The following is a 23,298-nucleotide window of genomic DNA, read 5'->3' as shown; positions in this document are numbered from 1 at the left end:
GTCACCCACGCTGGCCCTCTCCCGTCTCTCCCGACCACATGGTCGAGCTCCGCTGCGCTGCGTCTCCTGCCCGGCGGCCGAGCTCGGCCCCGGTCCGTCTCCCGCTCGCACTCACGAGCGTGTCGGCGTCGTCGCCGTGGTCCTCCGACCCGTCGGCGGCGGACTCCGACGGCGCCGGGTGCGGGTCCCACACCAGCACCGACACGATCCGCATCCGGCCCCGATCGTCCTCGCCGCCCTCGGCGCGCAGACGCAGGCCCCCGACCTCGGCCTCCGCACCCGGCAGCGGGACCCGGCCGAGCCGCTGGGCGAGCAGGCCGCCCACGGTGTCGACGTCCTCGGCCTCGAACTCGACGCCCGCGGCCTCCTCGAGGTCCTCCACCGGCAGCCGCGCGGAGACCCGCAGTGACCCGTCCTCGAGCCGGTCGAGGGGCCGGTGCTCGGCGGTGTCGTACTCGTCGGTGATCTCCCCGACGATCTCCTCGAGGATGTCCTCGATCGTCACGAGACCCGCGATGCCGCCGTACTCGTCGACGACGAGGGCCATGTGGTTGCGGGTCCGCTGCATCTCGCGGAGCAGGTCGTCGACCTGCTTGGAGTCGGGCACGTAGGCCGCGGGACGCATGATCTCGCCGACCGCGCCGGCGTGGTCGGCCGGCGAGTTCGACGGGTCGTTCTGGCGGGCGGTGGTGAACCGCACCAGGTCCTTGAGGTAGATGACGCCCACGGTGTCGTCGACGTTCTCGCCGATCACCGGGATGCGCGAGTAGCCCGAGCGCAGTGCGAGCGCGAGGGCCTGGCGGACCGACTTGTCCCGCTCGATCCACACCATCTCGGTGCGCGGGACCATCACCTCGCGGACCATCGTGTCGTCGAGCTCGAACACCGACTGGATCATGGAGCGCTCGTCGTCGTCGACGAGCCCGCGCGCCTCGGCCATGTCGACCAGCTCGCGCAGCTCGACCTCCTGGCTGAACGGTCCCTCACGGAAGCCACGTCCGGGCGTGATCGCGTTGCCGACGAGGATCAGCAGCGACGCCAGCGGGCCCAGCAGCCGGGCGAGGGCGCGGATCGGCACGGCGACGGCGAGCCCCACGCCGTACGGGTGCTGCAGGCCGATCGTGCGCGGCCCGACGCCGATGAGCACGTAGGACACGACGATGACGACGAGCGCCGCGATCGTCACCGCCCAGCCCTCGGCCGACACCAGCTGCAGCGCCACGTAGGCGCCGAGCACGGTGGCCACGGCCTCGCAGGCGAGCCGCATGAGCAGCAGGAGGTTGAGGTGGCGCGGCTTGTCGGCGACGACCGCGGCCAGCGCCCGCGCCCCCGTCCGGCCCTCGCGCACCAGTGCCTCGACCCGCGCCGGGGACATCGTGGTGATGGCCGAGTCGGCCGCCGCGAACACCCCGGCCAGCGGGACCAGGACGAGCGCGGCGATCAGTTGCCCGATCTGGGCGGCGGTCACGTCGAACTCTCGTCCAGCCCGACCGTGCCCAGCAGCTTCGCGTCCGCAGCCCGCTGACGCTCCCGCGTCAGCCGGTCCCGTTCCGCGCGCGCCCGCTCCGCCACCTCGGCCCGCCACGCGCCGAGCAGCTCGCCCTGCAGGCCGAACATCTCGGCCTCCTCGTCGGGCTCGGCGTGGTCGTATCCCAGCAGGTGCAGCACGCCGTGGACGGTGAGCAGGTGCAGCTCGTCGTCGAGGGTGTGCCCCGCCGACACCGCCTGGTCCCGCGCGAACGCGGGGCACAGCACGATGTCGCCGAGCAGGCTCGGCCCCGACGGCGGGGCGTCCGGCCGCTTGGCCGTGTCCAGCTCGTCCATCGGGAAGCTCATGACGTCGGTGGGCCCCGGCAGGTCGAGCCACCGCTCGTGCAGCTCGGCCATCGGCTCGAGCTCCACGAGCAGGATCGACAGCTCGGCGAGCGGGCTCACGCCCATCCGGTCCAGCGCGTACCGGGCGACGTCGACGATCGGTGCCTCGTCGACGTCGACCCCGGACTCGTTGGCGATCTCGATGCTCATCTAGCGGTTCCGCCGTTCCCGACGATTCTGCGGCGGTCCGTTGCGCGGCGGCACGGCCTTGGGCCCCTCGCTCTGCCGCGCGTCCCACCGGCCGTAGGCGTCGATGATCTCCGCGACGAGGCGGTGCCGCACCACGTCCGCGCTGGTCAGCTCGCTGAAGTACACGTCGTCGACGCCGTCGAGGATCTCGCGGACGACCTGCAGGCCGGACGTCTGCCCGCCGGGCAGGTCCACCTGCGTGACGTCGCCGGTGACGACGATCTTCGAGTCGTACCCGAGCCGCGTCAGGAACATCTTCATCTGTTCCGGCGTGGTGTTCTGGGCCTCGTCGAGGATGATGAAGGCGTTGTTGAGCGACCGGCCGCGCATGTAGGCCAGCGGCGCGATCTCGATCGTGCCCGACGCGATCAGCTTGGGCACCGACTCGGTGTCCATCATGTCGTTCAGCGCGTCGTAGAGCGGGCGCAGGTACGGGTCGATCTTCTCCGAGAGCGTCCCGGGCAGGAACCCGAGCCGCTCCCCCGCCTCGACGGCCGGCCGGGTGAGGATGATCCGGGTGACCTGCTTGGCCTGCAGCGCCTGCACGGCCTTCGCCATGGCCAGGTACGTCTTGCCGGTGCCGGCCGGGCCGATCCCGAAGACGATGGTGTTGACGTCGATCGCGTCGACGTAGCGCTTCTGGTTGAGCGTCTTCGGCCGGATGGTGCGTCCGCGCCGCGACAGGATGTCGAGGCTCAGCACCTCGGCCGGCGACGCCGACTCGGCCGCGTCGTCGCCGAGCATGCGGACGGTGCGCCGGACGGCGTCGGGGTCGATCTGCTGGCCCCGGCTGGCCAGGACGACCAGCTCGGCGAAGACCCGCTCGGCGAACGCCACGTCGGGCGGGGCGCCGGTGAGGGTCAGCTCGTTGCCGCGGACGTGGACGTCGGCGTCGAGCAGGTCCTCGGCCTCGCGGAGGTTCTCGTCACGCTTGCCCAACAGCGCGAGCAGCGCGGACTCGGGGACGACGATGCGCGACTCGCCGGACGAGTCGGTGGACGTGGGACTCAGGATGCGTGCTCCCCGTGCGGTGATGCGTGCGTGAATCAGTCTAGACCGCCTCTCCGACAGTCAAATCCAGCGTCGGACCCGACCAGCGCGACCGCAACCAGCGGTCGTGCGAGGTCACGACCACGGTGCCCGTCGTTGCGCCCACCGCCACCTCCAGTTCCCCCGCCAGGCGCAGCGAGAGGTGGTTGGTCGGCTCGTCGAGCAGGAGCAGGTCCGGGCGCACCGCCACGGCGACCGCGAGCGACAGCCGGCGGCGCTGCCCGACGCTCAGGGCGCCGACCGCGGTGCCGTGGTCGCGCGGGTGCAGCAGCCCCAGCGACCGCAGCGGCACGGCCTCGGCCGTCTCCGCCCCCACCGCCGCCGCGTACACCGCGCCGGCCGCGAGGTCCGGCCGGTCGAAGATCGGGTCCTGCCGGACCAGGGCGACCCGGCGCGCGCCGACCGCCACCGTCCCGGCGTCGGGACGGAGCTCCCCGGCGAGGACGTCGAGCAGCGTCGACTTCCCCGTCCCGTTCGGCCCCGTGACCAGCAGCTTCTCCCCCGCGCCGACGTCGAGCCGGTTCAGGGTGAGCCGCCCCGTCACCCGGAGGCCCCGGACCGACACGGTCGCCGCCCCGCCGGTCACCGGGGCGTCGAAGCGCAGCGGCTCCGGGGGCTTCGGCAGGGCCTCGCGCTCGGCGACCTCGAGCCGCCGCTCGGCGTCGTGGACCCGCCGCGCGCGGGCCCGCTCGACCCCGGCGCCCTTGAACGCGTGGATGAACTTGTCGTTGTCGGTGGGCCCCCGTCCCGCGGCGACCGACCGCAGGTCGACGTGCGTCCGCGCGCGCAGCGCCGCGATCTCCTCCTGCTGGGCGGCGAACGTCTCCTCCCAGCGGCGGCGGGAGTCGGCCTGGGCGACCAGGTACTCCGCGAACGACCCGCCGAAGCGGCGCCCGCCCCGACCGTCGGTGCCGAGGACGCCGGCGTCGAGGTCGAGCAGTTCGGTGGCGACGCGGTCGAGGAACATCCGGTCGTGGCTCGCGGCCACCACGACGCCGGGCAGGTCCACGAGGCTGCGTTCCAGCAGGTCGAGGGCCTCGTCGTCGAGGTGGTTGGTCGGCTCGTCGAGCAGCAGCGCCGCCGGCCGACGCACCAGGGCCGCCGCGAGGGCGAGCCGGGTGCGCTGGCCGCCGGACAGGGTGTCCACCGGGCGGTCCCGGTCGAGGTCGGCCACCCCGAGGGTCGCCGCCGTGACCTCCGCGCGGCGGTCGGCGTCCCACGCGTCGTGGGCGACGGACCAGGCGAGCACGGCGTCGTACTCCGCCGCGACGTCCTCCTCCGCCATGCGCGTGGCGAGCTCCTCCAGCCGGCCGACCGCGTCGTGCAACGGGCGCAGCGCGTCGTCGAGCAGCCGGCCGACGGTCACCCCGGCCCCGACGGCGGGCTCCTGCGGGAGGTACACGAGGTCGGGCGGGACCCGCACCGACCCGGCGTCGGGAACGTCGGTCCCCGCGAGCAGCCGCAGCAGGGTCGACTTGCCGGTCCCGTTCTCCCCGATCAGCCCGAGGCGGGTGCCCGGCGCGACCGTGAGGTCGACCCCGTCGAGGACGCGGCGGGCGCCGAAGGTGCGGGCGAGTCCGTGCGCGACGACGGGCTCGAGGGTGGTGACGAGGCTCGATGACATGACGACACTCCGGGATCGGAGGGCGAGGACCCCGCCGGGCGATGGCCGCAGCGATGGGTCGAGGCGTCGTCAGAGCTCCATGATGGAGGCGACGGTACACCCGCCGTCAGGACCCGCCACCGGTTTTCAGCGCAGCAGGCCGAGCGTCTCCTCGCGGACCGTCTGCCAGGCGGGCGCGGCCGGGTCGATGAGCTGGAAGTGGTCGACACCGGGCAGCTCGACGAGCCGGGCCTGCCCCCGGACCGCCGTCGCCGCCGCGACGTAGCGGCGCGACTGGTCGATCGGGACGGTGTCGTCGGCGGTCCCGTGCACCGCCACGACCGGGCACGACGCCGGCACCAGCGCCGTCGGGGAGGCGACGGCGTAGCGGGCGGCCTGACTCACGGGGTCGCCGCCGAGCAGGTCCAGGACGGCCCCGCCGCCCAGGTTCTGCTGGGCCGCGGCGACGAGGTCGAGCACCCCGGCCTGCGACACGACGCCCTTCGGCACGACCACCGGGTCCGCCCCGGGCGCCGGTGCCTGCAGCCGCGGCCGCGACGCCGCCCAGGCCGCCAGCTGCCCGCCTGCCGAGTGGCCGAGGAGCACGACGGAGCGCAGGTCCAGCTCCCGGCCGGCCCGCCGGGCGGTCTCGACGCCCTGCGTGGCGAGCAGGTCGATCGCCGCCGCGACGTCGGTGAGGGTGGCCGGGAACCCGCCGCCGTCGCCGACCCGCCGGTACTCCACGTTCAGGGCCGCCACGTCCGCGTTCGTCAGGTCGACGGCGAGCGGCGTGCCGAGCTCGAGGCCGTAGGCTGAGCGCCAGTACCCGCCGTGGATGACCACGACGACGGGCAGCGCGCCCTCCGGCCCCTCCCCCGGGTCGCCCGGGGGCAGGTGGAGCACCGCGTACTGCGACGGGTCCGGGCCGTAGCGCAGCGGGACGGGCTCCGGGGTGCCCGGGCGCGGGGCGGGGGTGGTGCCGGCGGGGCTCGTCGAGCACGCGGCCAGCAACCCCGTGAGGCCCAGCGCGGCGAGCAGGCTCCGACGGGCCATCACGCCTCCCACCGTCCGGTCCGCATCCCGAGCGCTCCGAGGGCGACCGCGGCCGCCGTCGAGGTCCGCAGCACGTCCGGGCCGAGGCGCACGGGCGTCGCGCCCGCCGCCACCAGCCGCGCGGTCTCGGCCTCCGTGACCCCGCCCTCCGGCCCCACGAGCAGCACGACCTCGCCGCCCAGCGCCACGTCCGCCACCGACACCTCCGCCGTCGCCTCCAGGAGCAGTCCGGTGACACCTTCGAGGCGCTGGGCGAGCTGGTTCGTCGTCAGCGGCGCGGTGACCTCGGGGACCCACGCCCGCCGCGCCTGCTTCGCCGCCTCCGTGACGCTCGACCGCCAGCGCGCCAGCTGCTTCGCCCCGCGCGGCCCGTCGTCCCACCGCGTTACGCAGCGTTCCGCCCGCCACGGGATGACGGCGTCGATGCCCGCCTCGGTCGCGGTCTCGACGGCCAGCTCCCCGCGGTCACCCTTGGCCAGGGCCTGCGCCAGGACCAGGCGGGTTCCCGACGGCGGGTCGGTGCGGATCTCGTCGACCTCCGCCGTCACCCGTCCCTTGCCGACCGCGGTGACGGTCGCGCGCGCCCGGGTGCCCGCGCCGTCGCCCACGAGGATCACCTCGCCGACCGTCACCCGCTTCACGTCGGCCGCGTGCCGACCCTCGGGGCCCTCGAGGGTGACCGCCGCACCCGTCGTCGGGATCGCCTCCACGAGGAAGAGCGCCGGACGGGTCCAGTCCGCCCGGCTCACGACGAGATGGCAGGAAAGCGTCGTTGCCGTCGTCGAGCGGCAGCGACGACGCTTTCCTGCCACGAGAGGGTGGACGTCACCGGGGGCGCCCCGCCTTGCGCCGACCGAACAGCCCGTTGCGGCCCTGGCCCGCGTACTCCGGCTGCTCCTCGCCGCGCAGCGCCGCGAGCTCGCGCAGCAGCTCGGTCTGGCGGGCGTCGAGCTTCTCGGGGACCGCCACGTCGAGGTGCACGAGCAGGTCCCCGCGGCCGTCGGTGCGCCCGGACGAGCGCAGCCGCGGCATGCCCTTGCCGCGCAGGGTGTGCACGGTGCCGGGCTGCGTGCCCGGGTCGATGTGCAGCTCCTCGTCGCCCTCGAGGGTGCGCTGGCGCAGCGTGGTGCCCAGCGCCGCCGCCGTCATCGGGAGGCTGACGTGGCAGTGCAGGTCGACCCCGTCGCGCTCGAAGTACTCGTGCGGGGCCTCGGTGACCTCGACGTACAGGTTGCCGGCCGGACCGCCGCCGGGCCCGACCTCGCCCTGCCCGGCCATCCGGATCCGCATGCCGTCGCCGACGCCCGGGGGCACCTGCACGGTGACGGTGCGCCGCGCCCGGACCCTGCCGTCGCCGCCGCACTGCTGGCACGGGTTCGGGATGATCTCGCCGAGGCCGCGACAGACCGGGCACGGCCGGGCCGTGACGACCTGGCCGATGAAGCTGCGCTGCACGTTCTGGATCTCGCCGCGCCCGCCGCAGGTGTCGCAGGGGATCGGGTGCGACCCGGCCTCCGCGCCGCCGCCCTGGCAGCGCTCGCAGAGCACCGCGGTGTCGACCGTCAGCTCGCGCGCGACCCCGGCCGCGCACTCCTCGAGGGTGAGGTCGATGCGGATCAGGGCGTCCTCGCCGGGCTGCACGCGCCCGCGCGGGCCGCGTCCGCCGCCCCCGGCCGCGCCGAAGAAGGCGTCCATGATGTCGCCGAGCCCGCCGAAGCCGGCGCCGCCGAACCCGCCGCCCATGCCCGAGCCCGCCGTGGCGTTCGGGTCGCCGCCGAGGTCGACGATGCGGCGCTTCTCCGGGTCGGAGAGCACCTCGTAGGCGCTCTTGACCTGCTGGAACCGCTCCGCGGCGTCGGGGTTCACGTCGGGGTGCAGTTCGCGGGCGAGCTTCCGGTACGCCCGGCGGATCTCCGCGTCGTCGGCCTCCCGGCTCACGCCGAGGATGTCGTAGTAGTCCGTGGCCACAGTCCGATGTCGTCCTTGATCCGTTGGTTCTGGGGAGCGTTCCGGTCAGCGTCCGCCGACGATCTCGCCGACGTACCGCGCGACGGCCCGCACCGCCGCGATCGTGCTCGGGTAGTCCATCCGGGTCGGTCCGACGACGCCCATCCCGCCGAGCGCCGGTGCGGACACCGGGCCGTAACCGATGGAGATCGTCGAGGTGGCGAACAGGTCCTCGGCCTCGTTCTCCTCACCGATGCGCACGGTGACCTGCGCCGGGTCGTTGGAGGCGGCGAGCAGACGCAGCACCACCACCTGCTCCTCGAGCGCCTCGAGCACCCCGCGCAGGGAGGCGGCGTCGGCGCCCTGCCGGGCGAGGTTGGCGGTGCCACCGAGCACGAGCCGCTCCTCGGGATGCTCCACCAGCGCCTCGACCAGCACCGCGCTCACCGTGGTGACCACGGTACGCAGGTCGGACGCCTCCTCGGGCAGGGTCGCGACCGCGGCGGCGGCCGTCATCAGGGGCTTCCCGACGAGGGCCTGGTTCAACAGCGCGCGCAGGCGGGCGACGTCCTCGTCGGAGAGCACGTCGCCGAGGTCGACGACCCGCTGGTCGACCCGGCCCGTGTCGGTGATCAGCACGAGCATCAGGCGCGCCGGGGTGAGGCTCACGATTTCGAGGTGGCGCACCGTCGACCGCGTCAGCGTCGGGTACTGCACCACCGCCACCTGGCGCGTGAGCTGGGCCAGCAGCCGCACGCTGCGTCGGAGCACGTCGTCGAGGTCGACCGCGCCGTCGAGGAACGTCGCGATCGCTTTCTTCTCGGCGGCCGAGAGCGGCTTGACCTGCGAGAGCCGGTCGACGAACAGGCGGTAGCCCTTGTCGGTGGGGATCCGGCCGGCGCTGGTGTGGGGCTGGATGATGTAGCCCTCGTCCTCCAGGGCGGCCATGTCGTTGCGGACCGTGGCGCTGGAGACGCCCAGGTTGTGCCGGTCGACGATGCCCTTGGAGCCGACGGGTTCGTTGGTGGCGACGAAGTCGGCCACGATCGCGCGGAGTACCGCGATGCGGCGTTCCTCGGCGTTCATGTCGTCGACCTCCCCACGCTGTTCGAGAACCCGACATCCCATCGTAGGCGAGACGTGGGTCCCGGGTGGGACGGCCGTGAGCGCGGTCGACTCAGGATTCCTCCCGCCGCCCGGCCGTCAGCCGTGACCCACCGCTGACGCCGGACGTCAGCAGCGCGCCACGTCGGGGGTCGGCAGCGCGTCGCGCCCGGGTCAGACGCCGACGGGCACCGGGCGCGGGAGCTCGGCGAGCATCCCCTCGAGGGAGCGGAGGACGACCTGCACGGTCTCCACGGTGTCCGGGTCGGCGAGCGGGTTCTCGGCGTGCCCGCGCCAGCGCCCCAGCGCGGCGAGGGCCACGGCCCGCAGCTCCCCCGCCCCGGTCTCCTCGGCCACCCCGAGCCGGGCGGACGCCGACGGGCCCTGGTCGCCCAGCAGGCGCTCGGCCTCCGCGCTCAGCCCGGCGCCGCGGCCGGGGACGTCGAGCGGACGGCGGCGCAGCCGGGTGAGGGTGTCCAGCTCGACGATCCCGTGGGCACCCGCCCGCACCCGCTCCACGTCCTCGGCGAGCGCGGCGAGACCGGCCGGTGCCGGGCGCGGTACCGGGGACGGCCGCGACGGCCCGCCCGCGGTCGGGGCGTTCCGGGCCCGCGCGAGGAGACGGTCGACGGCGAGCAGGGCCGAGCGGGCCTGGAAGACGTCGCGGCGGGCGAGGAAACGCGTCGCGAGGATGTCGCGGAGCTCGTCCAGGCCGCTGCGGCGCGCGAGCTCGGCGGCCAGCGCGGCGGAGTCGTCGACGCCGCGGCGCAGCAGGGAGGTGGCGAGCCGGACCCCGAACAGGCCGAACCGGTCGAGCAGGGCCAGCCGCGTCCCGGACGGCAGCACCCCGGACGCCGCCACGAAGCGGTCGGCGGTCAGCAGCTGGGCGTCGAGCTCCGCGCGGTCGAGGCGGGCCAGGGTGCGCAGCGCGGTGAACTCCACGCCGCGCAGGGTGCGGGCGGTCTCGGCGACGAGGCCCGCGACGGTCGTCGTCGTGGCGCACCACGGACGCAGGGCCGGATCGGTGCGGTAGCGGCGGGCGACCTGCTGGGCGGCCATCACCGCGTCGACGCGGCCGCCCCCGACCTCGTCGGCGCGGGAGAGCACCACGAGCGTGCCGGCGGCGCCGACGTTCTCCGCGACACGGTCGCCGTAGGACTCGAGGAAGGCGACGTCGGGCTCGTGCAGGTGGCGCACGAGGTGCACGACGGCGTCGATGGGGGTGGAGTCGTCGGCGTCCGGCTGCCCCCACACGCTGCGGGTGACCGCCGAGTCGACGCCCGGGGTGTCGATGAGCGTGACGTCGCGCAGGTGCTGGGTGGGCCAGTCGACGTGCAGGGCGGCGACCCGGGCGAGGTCGAGCCGCTCGGTCTCGATCACGAGGGAGCCACGGCGGTGCAGGGCGGGCAGCTCGACGGGGTCGGCGTCCCGACGGGTGCCGCGGTAGGTCACGCCGATGCGGGGGCTCGGGCCGTCGGCGTAGTGGGTGGTGACCCGGGTGCACTCCCCCACGCCGGTCGGCGCGATCTGCTCGCCGACCAGCGCGTTGAGCAACGTCGACTTGCCGGTCTTGATCGACCCCGCGAGCGCCACCCGCAGGGGTCCGCCGAGCCGTGCCCGGTGTGCGGTGAGGGTGGCGACGGCGTGGGGGTCGCCCGCGAGGACGGTGATCGCGTGGTCGAGGACGCCGCGCGTCTCGTCGAGGAGGCGGCTCATGCGACACCGCTTCCGGTGAGCGCGCGGTCGTGAGGGGAGGATCCGGGCGCTCGTGTGGCACGAGGGTTCCCCGCACGCTGCAGGGCGGCGACGAATCCCGCCCGGCACGTCGCGACCCGACCGGCGAGCAGCTCGACGCGGGCCAGCTCGGCCTGCACGTCGCGCAGGCGCCGCTCCCGCCGGCCGCTCTCGATCTCCTGGGCCGCGGCCGCCGCGGTCACCGCCTCCGACACCGACCGTGCCAGCGACTCGGCCTGCGCCGTGAAGTGGTCGCGCAGTGTCCGCTGGACGTCGCGCAGCAGGTCCCGGGAGCGCTTGCCCGCCAGGTGCAGCACCTCGTCACCGTGGCGCCGGACCGCCTGCTTGGCCTCCGCCCGCCGTCGTTGCAGCGCCCGCTTCCGCTCGTCGTGGATGGTCTTCGACCCCAGCAGCACGCCGGCCCCCACCGAGAACGGGTTGATCAGGGCGAGGCCGGACAGCGTCGTCACCATCCCGACCATGAGCACCCCGCCGTAGGACCCGCGCATCCCGACGACGAGCCCGTTCGCCCAGCCGATCTTCTCCAGCTCCGGGAGGTCGATCCCCGGGACGTCGGGCAGCTCGGCGCGGACCACCATCCCGCCGGGCATCGTCTGCTCCAGCGGCGACTCCGGGGGCTCCGGGCGGCCGGCGACGAGGGCCTGGGCGCCCGGGGGGACGACCGACGGTGCTCCCGGCAGTTGCGAGCGCACCGAGTCCCCGGAGAGCGCGAAGTGCTCGGCGACCCGCTCGGCCAGCCGCCAGGTGCGCTCCCCGGCCCAGATGAACGTCGTCGTGACCGCCTCCGAGATCTCCTCGGTGAACCACGGCGCGAACGTGTCCCACGACGACGCCGGGTCGGCCGCGTCGAGCGCCTCCTCCCCGGCGCGCACGACGTGCCGGATGCGGTCACGCAGGTCCCAGTCGATGTCCGAGACGAGGTCGGTCACGCCGTCGGCCAGCGTCTGCTGCCAGCGGGCGCTGCGCTCCCGGAGCTCGGCGGCGCGGTCGCGGGCCGCGGTCAGCTCGGCGGCCATCCCGGCCGCCCGCTCGGGGTCCTCCAACCCGACGCGCTCGGCCTCGAGCGCCGCGGAGAACTCGGTGACGGCCTCGGCGACCTGGTCGAGCACCGCGACGGCGTGCCGGGCCCCGGCGGGGTCGGCCACCTCGGCGCGCAGCAGCCCCGCCAGCGCCGGTACCCCGGACTCTGCGAGCAGGGCGTCGTCGCCGGTCCGGCGTGCGTGCGCGGCCAGCGACGCGGACACCCCGACGACGCGGACCTGCGGCAGGTCGTGGGCGCGCAGGTGGTGCAGGTCCAGGTCGCGGACCTCCCGCCAGCGCGGGTGCAGGTCGATCCTGGTCAGGGCGACGACGACGGTGGCGCACTGCCGGTCCGCGGCGCGCAGCAGGTCGAGCTCGGGGGCGGTCAGCTCGCGGGATGCGTCGGTCACGACGACGACGGCGTGTGCGGCCGGGAACCCGGCGCGGACGGCGAGCCCGCGGGCCGAGCGGGGACCGCCCTCCCCCGGGGTGTCCACGAGGACGAGCCCGTCCCCGACCAGACCGTCCGGCAGCTCGACCTCGGCGTGGCGCCACCCGGCGCCGTCGACGGCGCGGCCGGTGACCGCCGCGGTCAGCTCGGTCGTCCCGACCCGCCGGCGGACCTCGGTCCCCTCGTCGTCGGTCCCGACCAGGACGGCCGCGGGTTCCGGGCCGTGGCGCACCACGGTGGGGAGCCGGGTGGCGACGTCGTCGTGCACCGGGCAGACCGCCGCGCCGGCGAGCTCGGAGACCAGCGAGCTCTTGCCCTGCTTGAAGTCCCCCACGACGAGCACGCGGGCACCGGGGTCGGCGAGACGGTCCGCGGCCGCCCCGAGGTCGGCCGCGAGGTCGGGGCGTCCGTAGGCCGAGGCGGCCCGGACCGCGAGCGCGGTGACCGCGCGCGCCTCGTCCCGGTCCGGTCCCGGTCGCTGCCCCTCCACGTCGGCCCCCCGCGTCGGTCTCCGCCCTCGAATATCAGCCCAGAAGGACCAGCCCCCTGGTCCGTCCGGCCGACTCTAACGCGCCGACCCGCCCCTGCCGGAGCGACGCGGACGCCCGGACGGAGGAACCACGGGCCCATACGGGAACAGCCGGGACCCCGGACGTGACGGGGTCCCGGCTGTTCGACGCGGGTCGCGGCGGGCGCGGTCGCCACGACCCGTCCCGGGGGCGGAGTGCGGGGGGCAGCCCCCGGGACATCGGTGCGGACTACGCGTGGGTGACCACGTCGTGGTGCTGCGGCTCGTGCGCGGCGAGCGTGTCGGCGTCGGCGGTGCCCGAGGCGTCCTCGTGGGCGAACAGCGGCGTCGCCTCGCGGCCGGCGTCGAGGTCGCCCGCGCCGCTGTTGGTCGCGGTGTGGGTCGAGTTGTCGGTCTCGTTGGCCTGCGAGTTGTCGGTCTGGGTGACCGTGGTGGTCGGCGTCTCGGTGTGGGTCGCCGGGGCCTGCGAGGACGCGGCGCCCGAACCGAAGTTGGTGGCCGACTCGTCGGTGTTGGCCCCGGTGGCGGTGTCGTTCAGCGACACCGCGCCGCCCTCGCCGGCCGCGATCGAGCCGCCGACGCTGGAGGCGTCGCCCGCACCGAAGGACGCGGTGCCGTCGTGGTTGACCATGTTGCCCTCGCCCGCCACCGCACCGGCGCCGGTGGCCACCGGGGAGGTGATGTCGCCGCCGGCCGCGACCGCGCCGTCGCCGGAGGCGACCGGCTGGTTGAGCGTGGTGGTCACGTCGCCGTTGGCGCGGATGTTCTGCTCGAGGTTGGTCTCGATGTCGTGCGAGTCGTAGGCGTAGTTGTTCGTCACGTACTGCAGCTGCTGGATGACCTTGTCGACCTCCGGCGCGTGCGGCGGGAGCACGGGGCCGGGGATCCAGTGGTGCTCGCCGTGCCCACCGTGGTGGTGCTCCTCGCCGACGACCGCGACGGCCGAGGCGGAGGCGGCGCGGACGTCGTCGTCGTAGCGGGCGGCGACGGCGGCGGGCGCGTGGTCCATGACCAGCGGCAGCGCGTCGCGCACGTCGGCGAAGCACATCCCGTCGAGGCCGGCCGCGGTGAGCGCGCCCTGGGGGTTGGCGTCGAACTCCGCCTGGGCCTGCGGGTCACGCAGGAGGTCGAGCAGGAACTGCAGCAGGGTCTTGGCCTCGGTCGCCGGCATCGTGATCTCCAGGGTTGCTCCTTCCGGACCTGTCTGATCCGGCGTTGGGAGCAACGTTAGGAATCCCGGGCTCCGCGGACATCGGTGTTGACCCCGCGAACCCGATCCGGGGAGGAGGGGGATCCGACCACCCCCGGGGCGTGACCGTCCCGGGGGTCCCGTTCACCCCAGCAGCCCCACCGTTCACCCGACTCTCGACGCCCACTCGGGTGGCATGCCTCAACCGTGACTCTCGATCCTCCGATTGGCGCAGTATGTTGCGCTTGACGGGGGAGCGCCGATGTGCGGTCGACCGAGTGATGGGGGAATACGGTGGGTTACGACCTCGGGGTCGACCTGGGCAGCACGACCGTCGTCGCGGCGGTCCTGCGTGACGGCGAGGCCCGCACCGAGCCCGTGCCCCTCGGGGCCGACGGCTCGCCGGGCATGCCCGCGACCGCGCACCGCGGCAGCGACGGGGTGGTCCGGGTCGGGTCCGACGCCGAGCGGCGCGCGGGCCTGGAGCCCGACCGCGCGGTCCGCGACGTCACCGCCCGCCTCGGCGACGACGTCCCGCTGATCGTCGGCGACGAGCCGTGGCGCGCCGACGACGTGGCGGCCGAGATCGTCCTCGCGGCCGTGCGGAGGGTCGCCGCCCTCGAGGGCGGTGCCGCCCGCTCGCTCGCGGTCACCCACCCCGCCGGGTGGGGCGGACACCGCGAGCGCACCCTGCGCCGCGCGCTGGTCCGGGTCGGCCTCGGGCACGCCACGCTGGTCGCCGAGTCGCGGGCGGCCGTGCTCGCCGCGGCGACCTTCGGTGGTCTGCGCGCGGGCCGGGTCGCCGCGGTCTACGACCTGGGCGGCCGCCGGTTCCGCGCCGCCGTGGTCCGGCGCGGCGCGCGCGGCGTGGTCGCGTCCGGCGTCGAGGCCGGTGCGGCCGGACCCGGGACGACCACCACCGAGGTGCTCGCCGACTCCGGCGCGCCGGTCCGGGCGGGGGGCACCGACGTCGACGCCGCCGTCCTCGCCCACGTCCGCGAGGAGCTCGGCGCGCCCTTCGACGAGGCCCTCGCCGCCCTCGACGACAACGCCTCGCGCCACGCCCTCGCGGCCCTGCAGCGCTCCGCGCGGGTGGCGAAGGAGCGTCTCTCGGCCGACACCGAGGCGCCGGTGCGGGTGACGATCGGACCGCTGGACACGACCGTCCGCGTCACCCGCGCCGACCTGGAGGCCCGCATCACGCCGCTCGTCGCGGCGACCGTCGACGCCTTCGCGGGCACCGTCGAGGCGGCCGGGGTCACGCCCGACCAGGTCGTCCTCGTCGGCGGCTCGGCCCGCATCCCGCTGGTCGCACGCCTGCTCGCCGAGGAGCTCGGCCGCCCCGTGCACCCCGAGCTCGACCCGGTCACCGTCGTCGCCGAGGGCGCGGCCCTCGCCGCCGCCGGACACGCGGCCGCCCGCCGTCAGGAAGCCCTGACCGGACCGGCCTCCGGCTCCCCGACGGCGGGTCACGGCGCGTTCGCCGCGGTCGCGGCGGACGTCCGGGAGCGGCGTCGGCTCGAGGCCGAGCGCCCGGCGCCGGTCGAGCGGCACACCGCGGTCGGGGCGGCCGTCACCGCCGGGGCCGCGGTCGGGGCGGCGGCCGCCCGGGTGCACCGGCGGTCGACCGACGACTGGGGTCCCGCGTCCGCACTGCCCGCGGCCGACGAGGAGGTCCGCCGGCCCGCCCGCCCGGGGTCGACGGCGCTCATGGAACGCCCGCGGATCGCCGGCGACGACGTCCCGCGACCACCGGTCACCACCGCGGCCGCCCCGGTCGGCGAGCTCGCCCCGCACGGCCCGCTGCGCCGCCACCGCACCTGGATCCTGGTGGCGCTCGCGATCGTCGTGCTCGCGGCGGTGGCCGTCACCGTCCCGATCCCCGGTCTCACCTCGACCCGGACCGCGGACACGACGCCCGCTCCCACCACCACCGCCCCGTCCGCCACGCCGGGCGCGGCGGCCCCGGCGAGCCCCCTGGTCCCGGCCTCCTCCCCCGCCGCCCCACCACCCGCCGTCGGGAACGGGGACGGGACCGTGGGGAACGGCGCCGCCGAGGAGACCACCACCCGGCGCGCGGCGTCCACGACCCGCTCCTCGCGGACGCCGACCGCGCAGAACCTGCGGCCGCAGGCCTCCGGGGGGACGCCGCCCGTGGCCGCACCGCGACCTGTCGCCCCGGCCGCCGTCGCCCCGGCCGCCGTCGCCCCGGCGCCCCCCGCCTCCGACGTCGCGAGCCCGGCGCCGGAGCCCGCGGCCCAGGCCCCCGTGGCGCCGGTGGTCACACCGAGCGTCGCCGACACCCCCGTCGCCGCAGGTCCCACCCCCAGCGGGTCGGCGACCCCGACGACCGGGACGGCCTCGTGACCGGCCCGGACGGCGCCACCGCGGCCGCCGACGCGGCCCTCGCCGGCGACTCCGACACGGCCCTGCGCCTGGCCGACGTCGCGCTGCGCACCCAGGACGGGCCGGACCGCCTGCTCGGCGCACGGGTCCTCGCGGCGGTCCTGCCCCAGCGCGGGCTGCTCGCCCGGGCCGCGGAGGTGCACCGGTGGCTCGCGCGCCAGGGCGCGGGGACGCCGGACGCGGTGGTGAGCCTGCTCGGCACGGGTGCGCTCGCCGAGGCGCGGGCCGCCCTCGCCCCGGCGGCCGACGTCCTGCCCGGGCTGCGCGACGGCGCCGACGCGCTCCTGGCGCAGGGGCTGCTCGCCTCGGTCGACGGCCGCGACGGCAGCGCGGGCACCTCGCTCTCGCTGCTGGTCCGCGCGACGACGTCGCTGGCGGCGACCGGGGAGCAGGTTCCTGCCGCGGACTCCCCCGCCGCGATCGGCGCGCTGCTCGCCCTGCACCGGGGGGAGCCCGAGCTCGCCGAGCCGCTGCTCGACCTCGCCGCCGACGCCGACCTCGGCGGGCCCGCGCTCCGCCGCCGCCACGTCCTGCTGCGGGCGTGGTCGGCGATGCTGCGCGACGACGAGTCGGCCGCCCGCGCCGCGCTGACCGCGGCCGACGACCTCCCGGGCACCCCCGAAGCGCGCGACGCGCTCGTGACCGTGGCCTGCGAGGTCGCGCTCGCCCGCCACGCCGGGGACACCCGGCGCCTGCTCGACCTGTGGTCGCGCGCGCGCCAGGCGCTGCTGCGCCACCCGGTCGACCTGTACTCCCTGCTCCCGGTCGGCGAGCTCGCGATCGCCGCCGCCCGGCTCGGCGAGAGCCGCTGGGTCGAGCCGCACCTCGCCGAGGCGACCGCGCTGCTCGCGTCCCTCGGCGACCCGCCGTCGTGGTCGACCTCGTGGCACTGGGCGCGGCTGCACGCCGCGATCACCGCCGAGGACCACACCGGAGCCGGCGCCCACGCGACCGCCCTCGAAACGGCCGCCCTGGTCAACGACCGCGCCGTCGCCCCCGCCCGCGCCGCCCGCGTGTGGCTCGCGGTGCTGGCGGGCGAGGTCGACGCCGACGCCGTGAACGCGGCCGCGACCGCCCTGCGCGCGGTCGGCCTCGGCCGGGACGGCGCCCGCCTCGCCGGCGAGGCCGCCATCCGGACCACCGACCGCGCCGACTCCGCCGCCCTCCTCGCCTGCGCGCGGACCCTGCAGGCCGGACGCGTCCCCACCGCTCCCGCACCCGTCCCCGTTCCCGACGCCGGGTCCTCCCGGGCCGTCGCGGTCACCCGCGCCCGCCGGGAGGCCACCCTCACCGACCGGGAACGGGACATCGCCGAGCTCGTCCTCGAGGGCCTGACCTACCGGGAGATCGCCGGGCGGCTGTTCCTCTCGACGAAGACGGTGGAGCACCACGTGGCGCGCATCCGCCGCCGGCTGGGGTCCGAGAGCCGGGCGGAGCTGTTCAGCGAGCTGAAGGTGCTGGTCGGCACCGCGCCGTGACCGGCGACGTCGCGCACGGTCAGCCCGGTCCCCCGACCACGCCGCGGAACCGGTGCGACCGTCACCGGTTCCCGGATACGTCAGTCGATCACGCGGGGTCGTTCCCGCAGGCGCTGCCGGTGGCGACGCCGGGCCGCCACCCGGTCTCCGGCGACCTGCGCGGACCGGACGAGGCACGTGGTCAGGTAGCTCCGTCATGCCCCCAGCCTGCGCGAACGGCCCCGTCGTCGGGGGCCGTTCGCGTCGATCCGGGTCAGACGTCGACCGACGCCGCCTCCGGGTCGGCCGAGGCGCCGCGCACCGGGAGGGTCGCGAAGACGGCCGGAGGCTCCGACCACGGCTCGGTGAGCGTGCCCGCCTCGGCGTCGCGGACGGTGTGCCACACGCGGTCCGGGGTGAGCGGCATGTCGACGTGCCGGACGCCGAGGTGGGCGAGCGCGTCGACCACCGCGTTCTGCACCGCCGGGGTCGACCCGATCGTCGCGGCCTCGCCGATCCCCTTGGCGCCGAGCGGGTTGTACGGGGTCGGCGTCTCGGTGGACGCGGCCTCGAACGTCGGCAGCTCGGCGGCGGTCGGGAGCAGGTAGGCGGCGAAGGAGCCGGTCACGGGGTTGCCGTCGGCGTCGTAGGAGAAGCCCTCCCACAGCGCCTGCGAGATGCCCTGCACCAACCCGCCGTGCTGCTGGCCGGCGACGAGCGTCGGGTTGAGCACGCGCCCGCAGTCGTCGACCGCGATGTGCCGGACGGGCGTGACCCGCCCCGTGTCGAGGTCGACCTCGACGACGCTGACGTGCGCGCCGAACGGGTAGGTCGCGCCGGGCTGCGACTCGTCGCGCGCCTCGGCCAGCGACACCCCCTGCTCGTGCGCGGCCGCGGCAACCTCCTGCCAGCCCAGCGACCGTCCGGGCACGCCCGCCACGCCGACCGACCCGTCGTCGAGAACCGCGATGTCCTCGGGCGCGGCCTCGAAGACCGACGCGACCACCTCACGGGCCCGGGACAGCACCGTGTCGGCGGCGACGAGGACGCTCGAGCCGGCGAGCTGCAGCGAGCGCGAGCCGCCCGTGCCGCCGCCGTGCGGGACGGCCGCGGTGTCGGACTGCACGAAGCGGATCCGGTCCATCGGGATGCCGAGCCGGTCGGACACGATCATCGCGAACGACGTCGCGTGGCCCTGCCCGTGCCCGGAGGTCCCGACGGCGACGGTCGCGCCGCCGTCGTCGTCGACCGAGACCTTCCCGTACTCCTGCGCCGCGCCACCCGCGGTGACCTCGACGTAGACCGCGAGGCCGATACCCAGTGCGACCCGAGAGCCGGCTTCCCGACGACGGGTCTGCTCGGCGCGCAGCTCCTCGTAGCCGGCCAGGCGGAGGGCCTCGTCGAGCGGCTTGACGTAGTCGCCGGAGTCGTACAGGGAGCCGGTCACGGTGGTGTACGGGAACTGGTCGGGGGCGAGGAAGTTCCGGCGGCGCAGCTCGGCGGGGTCGACGTCCAGCTCCAGCGCGGCCATGTCGACGAGCCGTTCGAGCATCGCCGCCGCCTCGGGGCGACCGGCCCCGCGGAAGGCGCCCATCGGCGTCGTCGTGGTGAGGGCAGCAGCGGCGCCGTAGGAGATCGTCGGGATGCGGTAGACGCCCTGGGCCATGTTGCGGGTCGGGCCGAGCGCGAGGGCGCCACCGAACCCGGCGTAGGCGCCGGCGTCGCCGACGACGCGGGCCCGCAGGCCGACGAAGGTGCCGTCACGGCGCAGCCCGAGCTCGGCGTACTGGACCTGGCCGCGGCCGTGCGGCATCGCGGTGAGGTTCTCGCTGCGGGTCTCGGTCCAGGTGACGGGCCGTCCGAGGCGCCGGGCGAGCTCGATGACGACGGCGTGCTCCGGGGCGAGACCGGCCTTGCCGCCGAATCCGCCGCCGACGTGCGGGGCGACGACGCGCACCCGCGCGGGGTCCCAGCCCCACTGCTTCGCGACCTGGTCGCGCAGCCCGTGCGGCATCTGGGTGGAGACGTGGATCGTCGTCTCGTACGTCCCGTCGCCCGGCTCGGCGGTCACCGAGTTGCCCTCCATCGGGGCGACGGCGAGCCGCTGGTTGACGATGCGGGCCCGGACGACGACGTCGGCGCCGACGAACGGGTCGACATCGTCGGGGTCGCGCATCCCGGCCGCGAGGTTGGAGCCGAGCTCCTCGAACTGCAGCGGGGCCCCGGCAGCGAGGGCGGCCTCCGGGTCGACGACGGGCTCGAGCGGGTCGTAGTCCACCTCGACGAGCTCGGCGGCGTCGACCGCCTCGGCCTTCGTGGTCGCGACGACCGCGGCGACCATGTCCCCGACGAACCGCACCTTGCCGCGGGCCAGCAGTGGGCGGGCGCAGGCGTCGTTGAGGACCATGAAGGGCCGGTGGTCGGGCAGGTCGACGAGGTCGTCCGCCGTCAGGACCGCGACGACGCCGGGCGCCTCGCGGGCCTTGTCGACGGCGACGTCCTCCAGCCGCGCGTGCGCCAGCGGCGACCGCACGAAGACGACGTGCAGGGCGCCCGGTGGGACGATGTTGTCGACGTAGGTGGCGCGACCGCGGATCAGCTCCGGGTCCTCCACGCGACGGACGGCGGTTCCGAGAATGGATCCTGGCACGGTCCGACCGTAGGACTTCGAGTGCGCTCGAACGCAAGGTGCTTCGCAGGTGAGCACTAATCCGTGTTCTGGCACGGAGAAGTGCTCACCTGCGGAGCACCTCCGGCAGCACCTCGGAGATGCCGCCGCGGAGGACGACGGAGGCGATCGGGTCGTACGGCGTGGGCTCCGCGTTGACGATGATCACCTCGGCGCCGACCTGCGCCGCGATGTCGACCAGGCCCGCCGCCGGGTGCACGCCGAGCGAGGTGCCGACCGCGAGGAACAGGTCGCAGGCGATCGCCGCCTCGCGGGCCCGCATGAGGACGTCCGCGTCGAGCATCTCGCCGAACATGATCGTCGTCGCCTTGAGGATGCCGCCGCATCGCTCGCAGGCGGGGTCGTCGTCGCCCGCGCGCACCCGCGCCAGCGCGTCGGCCATCGGAGCGATCGCCCCGCAGGTCAGGCACACCGTGCCGTGGTTGGAGCCGTGCAGCTCCGCCACCAGCGACGGCGACGACCCGGCCTTCTGGTGCAGCTCGTCGATGTTCTGCGTGAGCAGCGCGAACAGCTTTCCCGAGCGCTCGAGGTCGACGAGCGCTTGGTGTGCGCGCCCGGGCACGGCGCTGAACATCGGGTGCTCGACGCGTTCCTGCCACGCCGTACGGCGGACCTCGGGGTCGGCGACGTAGTTGTCGTAGTTCCAGATCAGCTCGGCGGCGGGGTTGAGGGTCCACACTCCCTGCGGGCCGCGGAAGTCGGGGATCCCGGAGTCGGTCGAGACCCCGGCGCCCGTGAGGACGGTGATCCGCTGCGCTCCGGCGATGAGCTCCCGCGCCCGTTCGATGTCGTCCGCCATGGATTCCACCGTGTCACGCGAGGAGAGCCGCGGCGACCGCGCCCGGCTGCGCCAGCGCCACCAGGTGCCCGCCGGGGAGCACCTCCGCCTCGACCCCGGCCCGCTCGCGAGCGAGTCGCTGCACGAACGGGAGCGGGAACAGCCGGTCGTCCCGGGCGGCGAGGACCCGGGTGGGGACGTCGGGCCACGCCTCGAGCGGGTACGGCGCGTCGAACAGCGCCGCCGGTGGCCACGACGGGTCGGGCGGCTCGACGAGACCCTCGCGCGGCACGTCGTGCAGGAAGGTCACGTCGCCGTCGAACCCGGGGCCCGGCACGACGGCGGCGGGGTCGAGTCCCTGCCCGGTCGCGGCCTCGGACGCGGCGTCGGCGTGCCGGGTGTTCTCCCACCACGCCCCGGCGGTCTCTCCCGGCGCCGGGACCATCGGTGCCAGCAGCACCACACCCGACGTCGGGAAGGAGGCCGCCGCGAGGGCGACGACGAAGGCGCCCATGGACTGCCCGACGAGCACCGAGCCGGCGTCGGCCGCGTCGCGGACGACGCCGACGCACTCCTCCCACGTCGCGGCGTCGGGCGGCAGCTCGACCGCCGCCGCGTCGGGCAGCAGCGGCAGCACCCGCGACCAGTACGCCGCAGCGCCGCCGGCTCCGTGGACGAGGACGAACCGGGTCACGCGTCGAGTGTCGCGAGGTCCTCCGCCGTGAGCGACACCGACCCGGCCGCCACGTTCTCCTCGAGGTGCGCGACCGACCGCGTCCCTGGGATCACCATCGCCTCCGGGGACCGGGCGAGGACCCAGGCGAGCCCGACCTGCGAGGGCGTCGCCCCGAGCCGCGCGGCCACCTGCTGCACGGTCGGCAGCGTCGTCACGTGCGTCTGCCCGGGGAACGCGCTGCCGAGCGGGAAGTACGGGACCCAGGCGATGCCGCGCTCGCGGCAGAGGTCGAGCACCGGCTCCGACGACCGGTCGACCAGCGAGTACGCGTTCTGCACGCAGACGACGCCGACCGGGAGGGCACGGCGCAGCTGCTCGGCCGACACGTGCGAGAGCCCGATCGCGCCGATCGTCCCCTCGTCGCGCAGGGCGGTCAGGGCCGCGAGCTGGTCGTCGAGGTCCACGACCTGGTCGCCCTCGGCGAGGAGCCCGGGCGGGGCGTCGGCGCGGCGCAGGTTCACGACGTCGAGCCGCTCCACCCCGAGCGAGCGCAGGTTCGCCTCCACCTGCGCGCGCAGCTGCTCGGGGCGCTGGGCGAGGCGGAGATCGATCTCCCCCGTCGTGGGCTCGGCGCCGACCTTGGTGACGATCACGACGTCGTCGTAGGGCGCGAGTGCAGCCCGGATGCGGCGGTTGACCACGCCGTCGCCGTAGAACTCGGCGGTGTCGACGTGGTCCACCCCCAGCTCGCGGGCGCGCCGCAGGACGGCGACCGACCCGTCGTCAGGACCCGCCTCCCGCAGCTGCATCGCGCCGTACCCGACGCGCACGACCTCGTGCTCCCCCAGCTTCGCGGTGCCTCCGGGACGCATGATGGCTCCTCTCGTCCGCTGATCCGGAGTAGCCTCCGGTTCTGCCCGACGACGCTAGCACGTGAACCGGAGGAGCCTCCACTTATGCCCCGCGCCGATGCCGAGCGCAACCGTGCCCGCCTGCTCGAGGCCGCCGCGGCCGCGTTCCTCGCCGGGGCGAGCGGAGCGACGGGGGATCGCAGCGGGGATCCGACGCTGGAGAAGATCGCGCGGGACGCCGGGGTCGGGATCGGGACGCTGTACCGGCACTTCCCCACCCGCGAGGCGCTCGTCGCGGCCGTCTACCGCACGGAGCTCGAGTCCCTGTGCCGCGACGTCGACCCCGGCCCCCACGCCGCGACGGCGTTCCGCGCCTGGCTCGACCGCTACGCCGAGTTCGTCCTCACCAAGCGGGGCATGGCCGACACCTTCCGCGCGATGGTCGCCGACGGGTCGCTGGCCTCGCTGCGCACGCGGGAGGTGGTCGACGAGGCGGTCGGGAGGTTCCTGACGGCGGGTGCGGCGGACGGGTCGATGCGCGCGGGGGTCGAGGCGGACGACGTCGTGACGCTGCTGGTCGGCACCTTCGTCACGTTGCAGGACGCCGACGACCGGGTCCGCGTCGGACGTCTGTTGGACCTCGTCCTCCGCGCCGTGGGTTCGTGACCTCGGAGCG

Annotated in this window: 18 protein-coding genes; 3 read left to right on the top strand and 15 right to left on the bottom strand. The window is 75.7% G+C overall.

All coding sequences use genetic code 11. The features are described 5' to 3' along the window. Position 1 precedes the first annotated feature (1 nt). The 11 genes from QSK00_RS05260 to QSK00_RS05210 form a co-directional block, all read right to left on the bottom strand. On the bottom strand, positions 2-1,468 hold the full coding sequence (locus QSK00_RS05260) for a hemolysin family protein (protein ID WP_285588313.1): 1,467 nt from the start codon (positions 1,466-1,468) through the stop codon (positions 2-4). Beyond that, entirely contained in the window at positions 1,465-2,025 is a 561-nt protein-coding gene (ybeY, locus tag QSK00_RS05255; RefSeq protein ID WP_285588311.1) for an rRNA maturation RNase YbeY, read from the bottom strand. The genes QSK00_RS05260 and ybeY overlap by 4 nt, the downstream gene beginning before the upstream one ends. Beyond that, positions 2,026-3,078 (bottom strand): PhoH family protein, encoded by a 1,053-nt coding sequence (locus QSK00_RS05250; protein WP_285589497.1) that lies wholly within the window; start codon positions 3,076-3,078, stop codon positions 2,026-2,028. It abuts the gene before it with no gap. Between the two features lie 37 nt (positions 3,079-3,115). Beyond that, positions 3,116-4,738, bottom strand: coding sequence for an ABC-F family ATP-binding cassette domain-containing protein (locus QSK00_RS05245; RefSeq protein ID WP_285588308.1), 1,623 nt, complete (start codon positions 4,736-4,738; stop codon positions 3,116-3,118). Between the two features lie 126 nt (positions 4,739-4,864). Next, positions 4,865-5,770, bottom strand: a complete 906-nt coding sequence (locus QSK00_RS05240; protein ID WP_285588306.1) for an alpha/beta hydrolase family protein — start codon at positions 5,768-5,770, stop codon at positions 4,865-4,867. Next, the gene (locus QSK00_RS05235) at positions 5,770-6,519 is read right to left on the bottom strand and encodes a 16S rRNA (uracil(1498)-N(3))-methyltransferase (RefSeq protein ID WP_285588304.1); all 750 of its coding nucleotides are present in this window, start codon (positions 6,517-6,519) and stop codon (positions 5,770-5,772) included. Before QSK00_RS05235 ends, QSK00_RS05240 begins: the two co-directional genes overlap by 1 nt. 76 nt (positions 6,520-6,595) lie before the next feature. Continuing rightward, positions 6,596-7,738 carry a molecular chaperone DnaJ gene (gene dnaJ / locus QSK00_RS05230; protein WP_285588303.1) on the bottom strand — a complete coding sequence of 381 codons (1,143 nt, stop codon included), beginning with the start codon at positions 7,736-7,738 and terminating at the stop codon, positions 6,596-6,598. A 45-nt stretch (positions 7,739-7,783) separates the two neighbouring features. Continuing rightward, entirely contained in the window at positions 7,784-8,803 is a 1,020-nt protein-coding gene (hrcA, locus tag QSK00_RS05225; RefSeq protein WP_285588300.1) for a heat-inducible transcriptional repressor HrcA, read from the bottom strand. Between the two features lie 192 nt (positions 8,804-8,995). Continuing rightward, positions 8,996-10,537: a dynamin family protein gene (locus QSK00_RS05220; RefSeq protein ID WP_285588297.1), complete on the bottom strand. Its 1,542-nt coding sequence runs from the start codon at positions 10,535-10,537 to the stop codon at positions 8,996-8,998. Then, positions 10,534-12,537 carry a dynamin family protein gene (locus tag QSK00_RS05215; protein ID WP_285588295.1) on the bottom strand — a complete coding sequence of 668 codons (2,004 nt, stop codon included), beginning with the start codon at positions 12,535-12,537 and terminating at the stop codon, positions 10,534-10,536. The genes QSK00_RS05220 and QSK00_RS05215 overlap by 4 nt, the downstream gene beginning before the upstream one ends. A gap of 268 nt (positions 12,538-12,805) precedes the next feature. Then, the gene (locus QSK00_RS05210) at positions 12,806-13,747 is read right to left on the bottom strand and encodes an IniB N-terminal domain-containing protein (RefSeq protein ID WP_285588293.1); all 942 of its coding nucleotides are present in this window, start codon (positions 13,745-13,747) and stop codon (positions 12,806-12,808) included. 312 nt (positions 13,748-14,059) lie between these two features. On the opposite strand from QSK00_RS05210, the gene QSK00_RS05205 reads away from it, so the two are divergent. Together QSK00_RS05205 and QSK00_RS05200 are read left to right on the top strand one after the other, a co-directional pair. Next, positions 14,060-16,132: an Hsp70 family protein gene (locus tag QSK00_RS05205; protein ID WP_285588290.1), complete on the top strand. Its 2,073-nt coding sequence runs from the start codon at positions 14,060-14,062 to the stop codon at positions 16,130-16,132. Continuing rightward, a complete protein-coding gene (locus tag QSK00_RS05200; protein ID WP_285588288.1) occupies positions 16,129-17,649 on the top strand; it encodes a helix-turn-helix domain-containing protein in 1,521 nt (506 codons plus the stop codon). Before QSK00_RS05205 ends, QSK00_RS05200 begins: the two co-directional genes overlap by 4 nt. A gap of 253 nt (positions 17,650-17,902) precedes the next feature. Here the strand turns inward: QSK00_RS05200 and QSK00_RS05195 are convergent, their stop codons facing one another. The 4 genes from QSK00_RS05195 to QSK00_RS05180 all read right to left on the bottom strand — a co-directional run bounded on the left by QSK00_RS05195 (position 17,903) and on the right by QSK00_RS05180 (position 22,643). Continuing rightward, on the bottom strand, positions 17,903-20,278 hold the full coding sequence (locus QSK00_RS05195) for a xanthine dehydrogenase family protein molybdopterin-binding subunit (RefSeq protein ID WP_285588285.1): 2,376 nt from the start codon (positions 20,276-20,278) through the stop codon (positions 17,903-17,905). Between the two features lie 85 nt (positions 20,279-20,363). Next, a complete protein-coding gene (locus QSK00_RS05190; RefSeq protein ID WP_285588282.1) occupies positions 20,364-21,116 on the bottom strand; it encodes an SIR2 family NAD-dependent protein deacylase in 753 nt (250 codons plus the stop codon). A gap of 13 nt (positions 21,117-21,129) precedes the next feature. After that, positions 21,130-21,789 (bottom strand): alpha/beta fold hydrolase, encoded by a 660-nt coding sequence (locus QSK00_RS05185; RefSeq protein ID WP_285588280.1) that lies wholly within the window; start codon positions 21,787-21,789, stop codon positions 21,130-21,132. Beyond that, entirely contained in the window at positions 21,786-22,643 is an 858-nt protein-coding gene (locus tag QSK00_RS05180; protein ID WP_285588278.1) for an aldo/keto reductase, read from the bottom strand. Before QSK00_RS05180 ends, QSK00_RS05185 begins: the two co-directional genes overlap by 4 nt. Before the next feature lie 84 nt (positions 22,644-22,727). Between QSK00_RS05180 and QSK00_RS05175 the strand changes: the two genes are divergently transcribed. Beyond that, on the top strand, positions 22,728-23,288 hold the full coding sequence (locus tag QSK00_RS05175) for a TetR/AcrR family transcriptional regulator (protein ID WP_285588276.1): 561 nt from the start codon (positions 22,728-22,730) through the stop codon (positions 23,286-23,288). Positions 23,289-23,298: the final 10 nt, after the last annotated feature.

It is taken from the genome of Actinomycetospora sp. NBRC 106378 (genome assembly GCF_030269685.1).
GTDB lineage: Bacteria > Actinomycetota > Actinomycetes > Mycobacteriales > Pseudonocardiaceae > Actinomycetospora.
The sequence above is the reverse complement of the archived record's forward strand: the minus strand, read 5'-3'. Positions and strand labels throughout refer to the sequence as shown.

What these genes read in the sequence shown, in the direction of transcription:
- ybeY (WP_285588311.1), bottom strand. Translation starts at nt 2,025, where the DNA reads ATGAGCATCGAGATCGCCAACGAGTCCGGGGTCGACGTCGACGAGGCA.
- QSK00_RS05245 (WP_285588308.1), bottom strand. Translation starts at nt 4,738, where the DNA reads ATGTCATCGAGCCTCGTCACCACCCTCGAGCCCGTCGTCGCGCACGGA.
- QSK00_RS05240 (WP_285588306.1), bottom strand. Translation starts at nt 5,770, where the DNA reads ATGGCCCGTCGGAGCCTGCTCGCCGCGCTGGGCCTCACGGGGTTGCTG.
- hrcA (WP_285588300.1), bottom strand. Translation starts at nt 8,803, where the DNA reads ATGAACGCCGAGGAACGCCGCATCGCGGTACTCCGCGCGATCGTGGCC.
- QSK00_RS05220 (WP_285588297.1), bottom strand. Translation starts at nt 10,537, where the DNA reads ATGAGCCGCCTCCTCGACGAGACGCGCGGCGTCCTCGACCACGCGATC.
- QSK00_RS05210 (WP_285588293.1), bottom strand. Translation starts at nt 13,747, where the DNA reads ATGCCGGCGACCGAGGCCAAGACCCTGCTGCAGTTCCTGCTCGACCTC.
- QSK00_RS05190 (WP_285588282.1), bottom strand. Translation starts at nt 21,116, where the DNA reads ATGGCGGACGACATCGAACGGGCGCGGGAGCTCATCGCCGGAGCGCAG.
- QSK00_RS05180 (WP_285588278.1), bottom strand. Translation starts at nt 22,643, where the DNA reads ATGCGTCCCGGAGGCACCGCGAAGCTGGGGGAGCACGAGGTCGTGCGC.
- QSK00_RS05175 (WP_285588276.1), top strand. Translation starts at nt 22,728, where the DNA reads ATGCCCCGCGCCGATGCCGAGCGCAACCGTGCCCGCCTGCTCGAGGCC.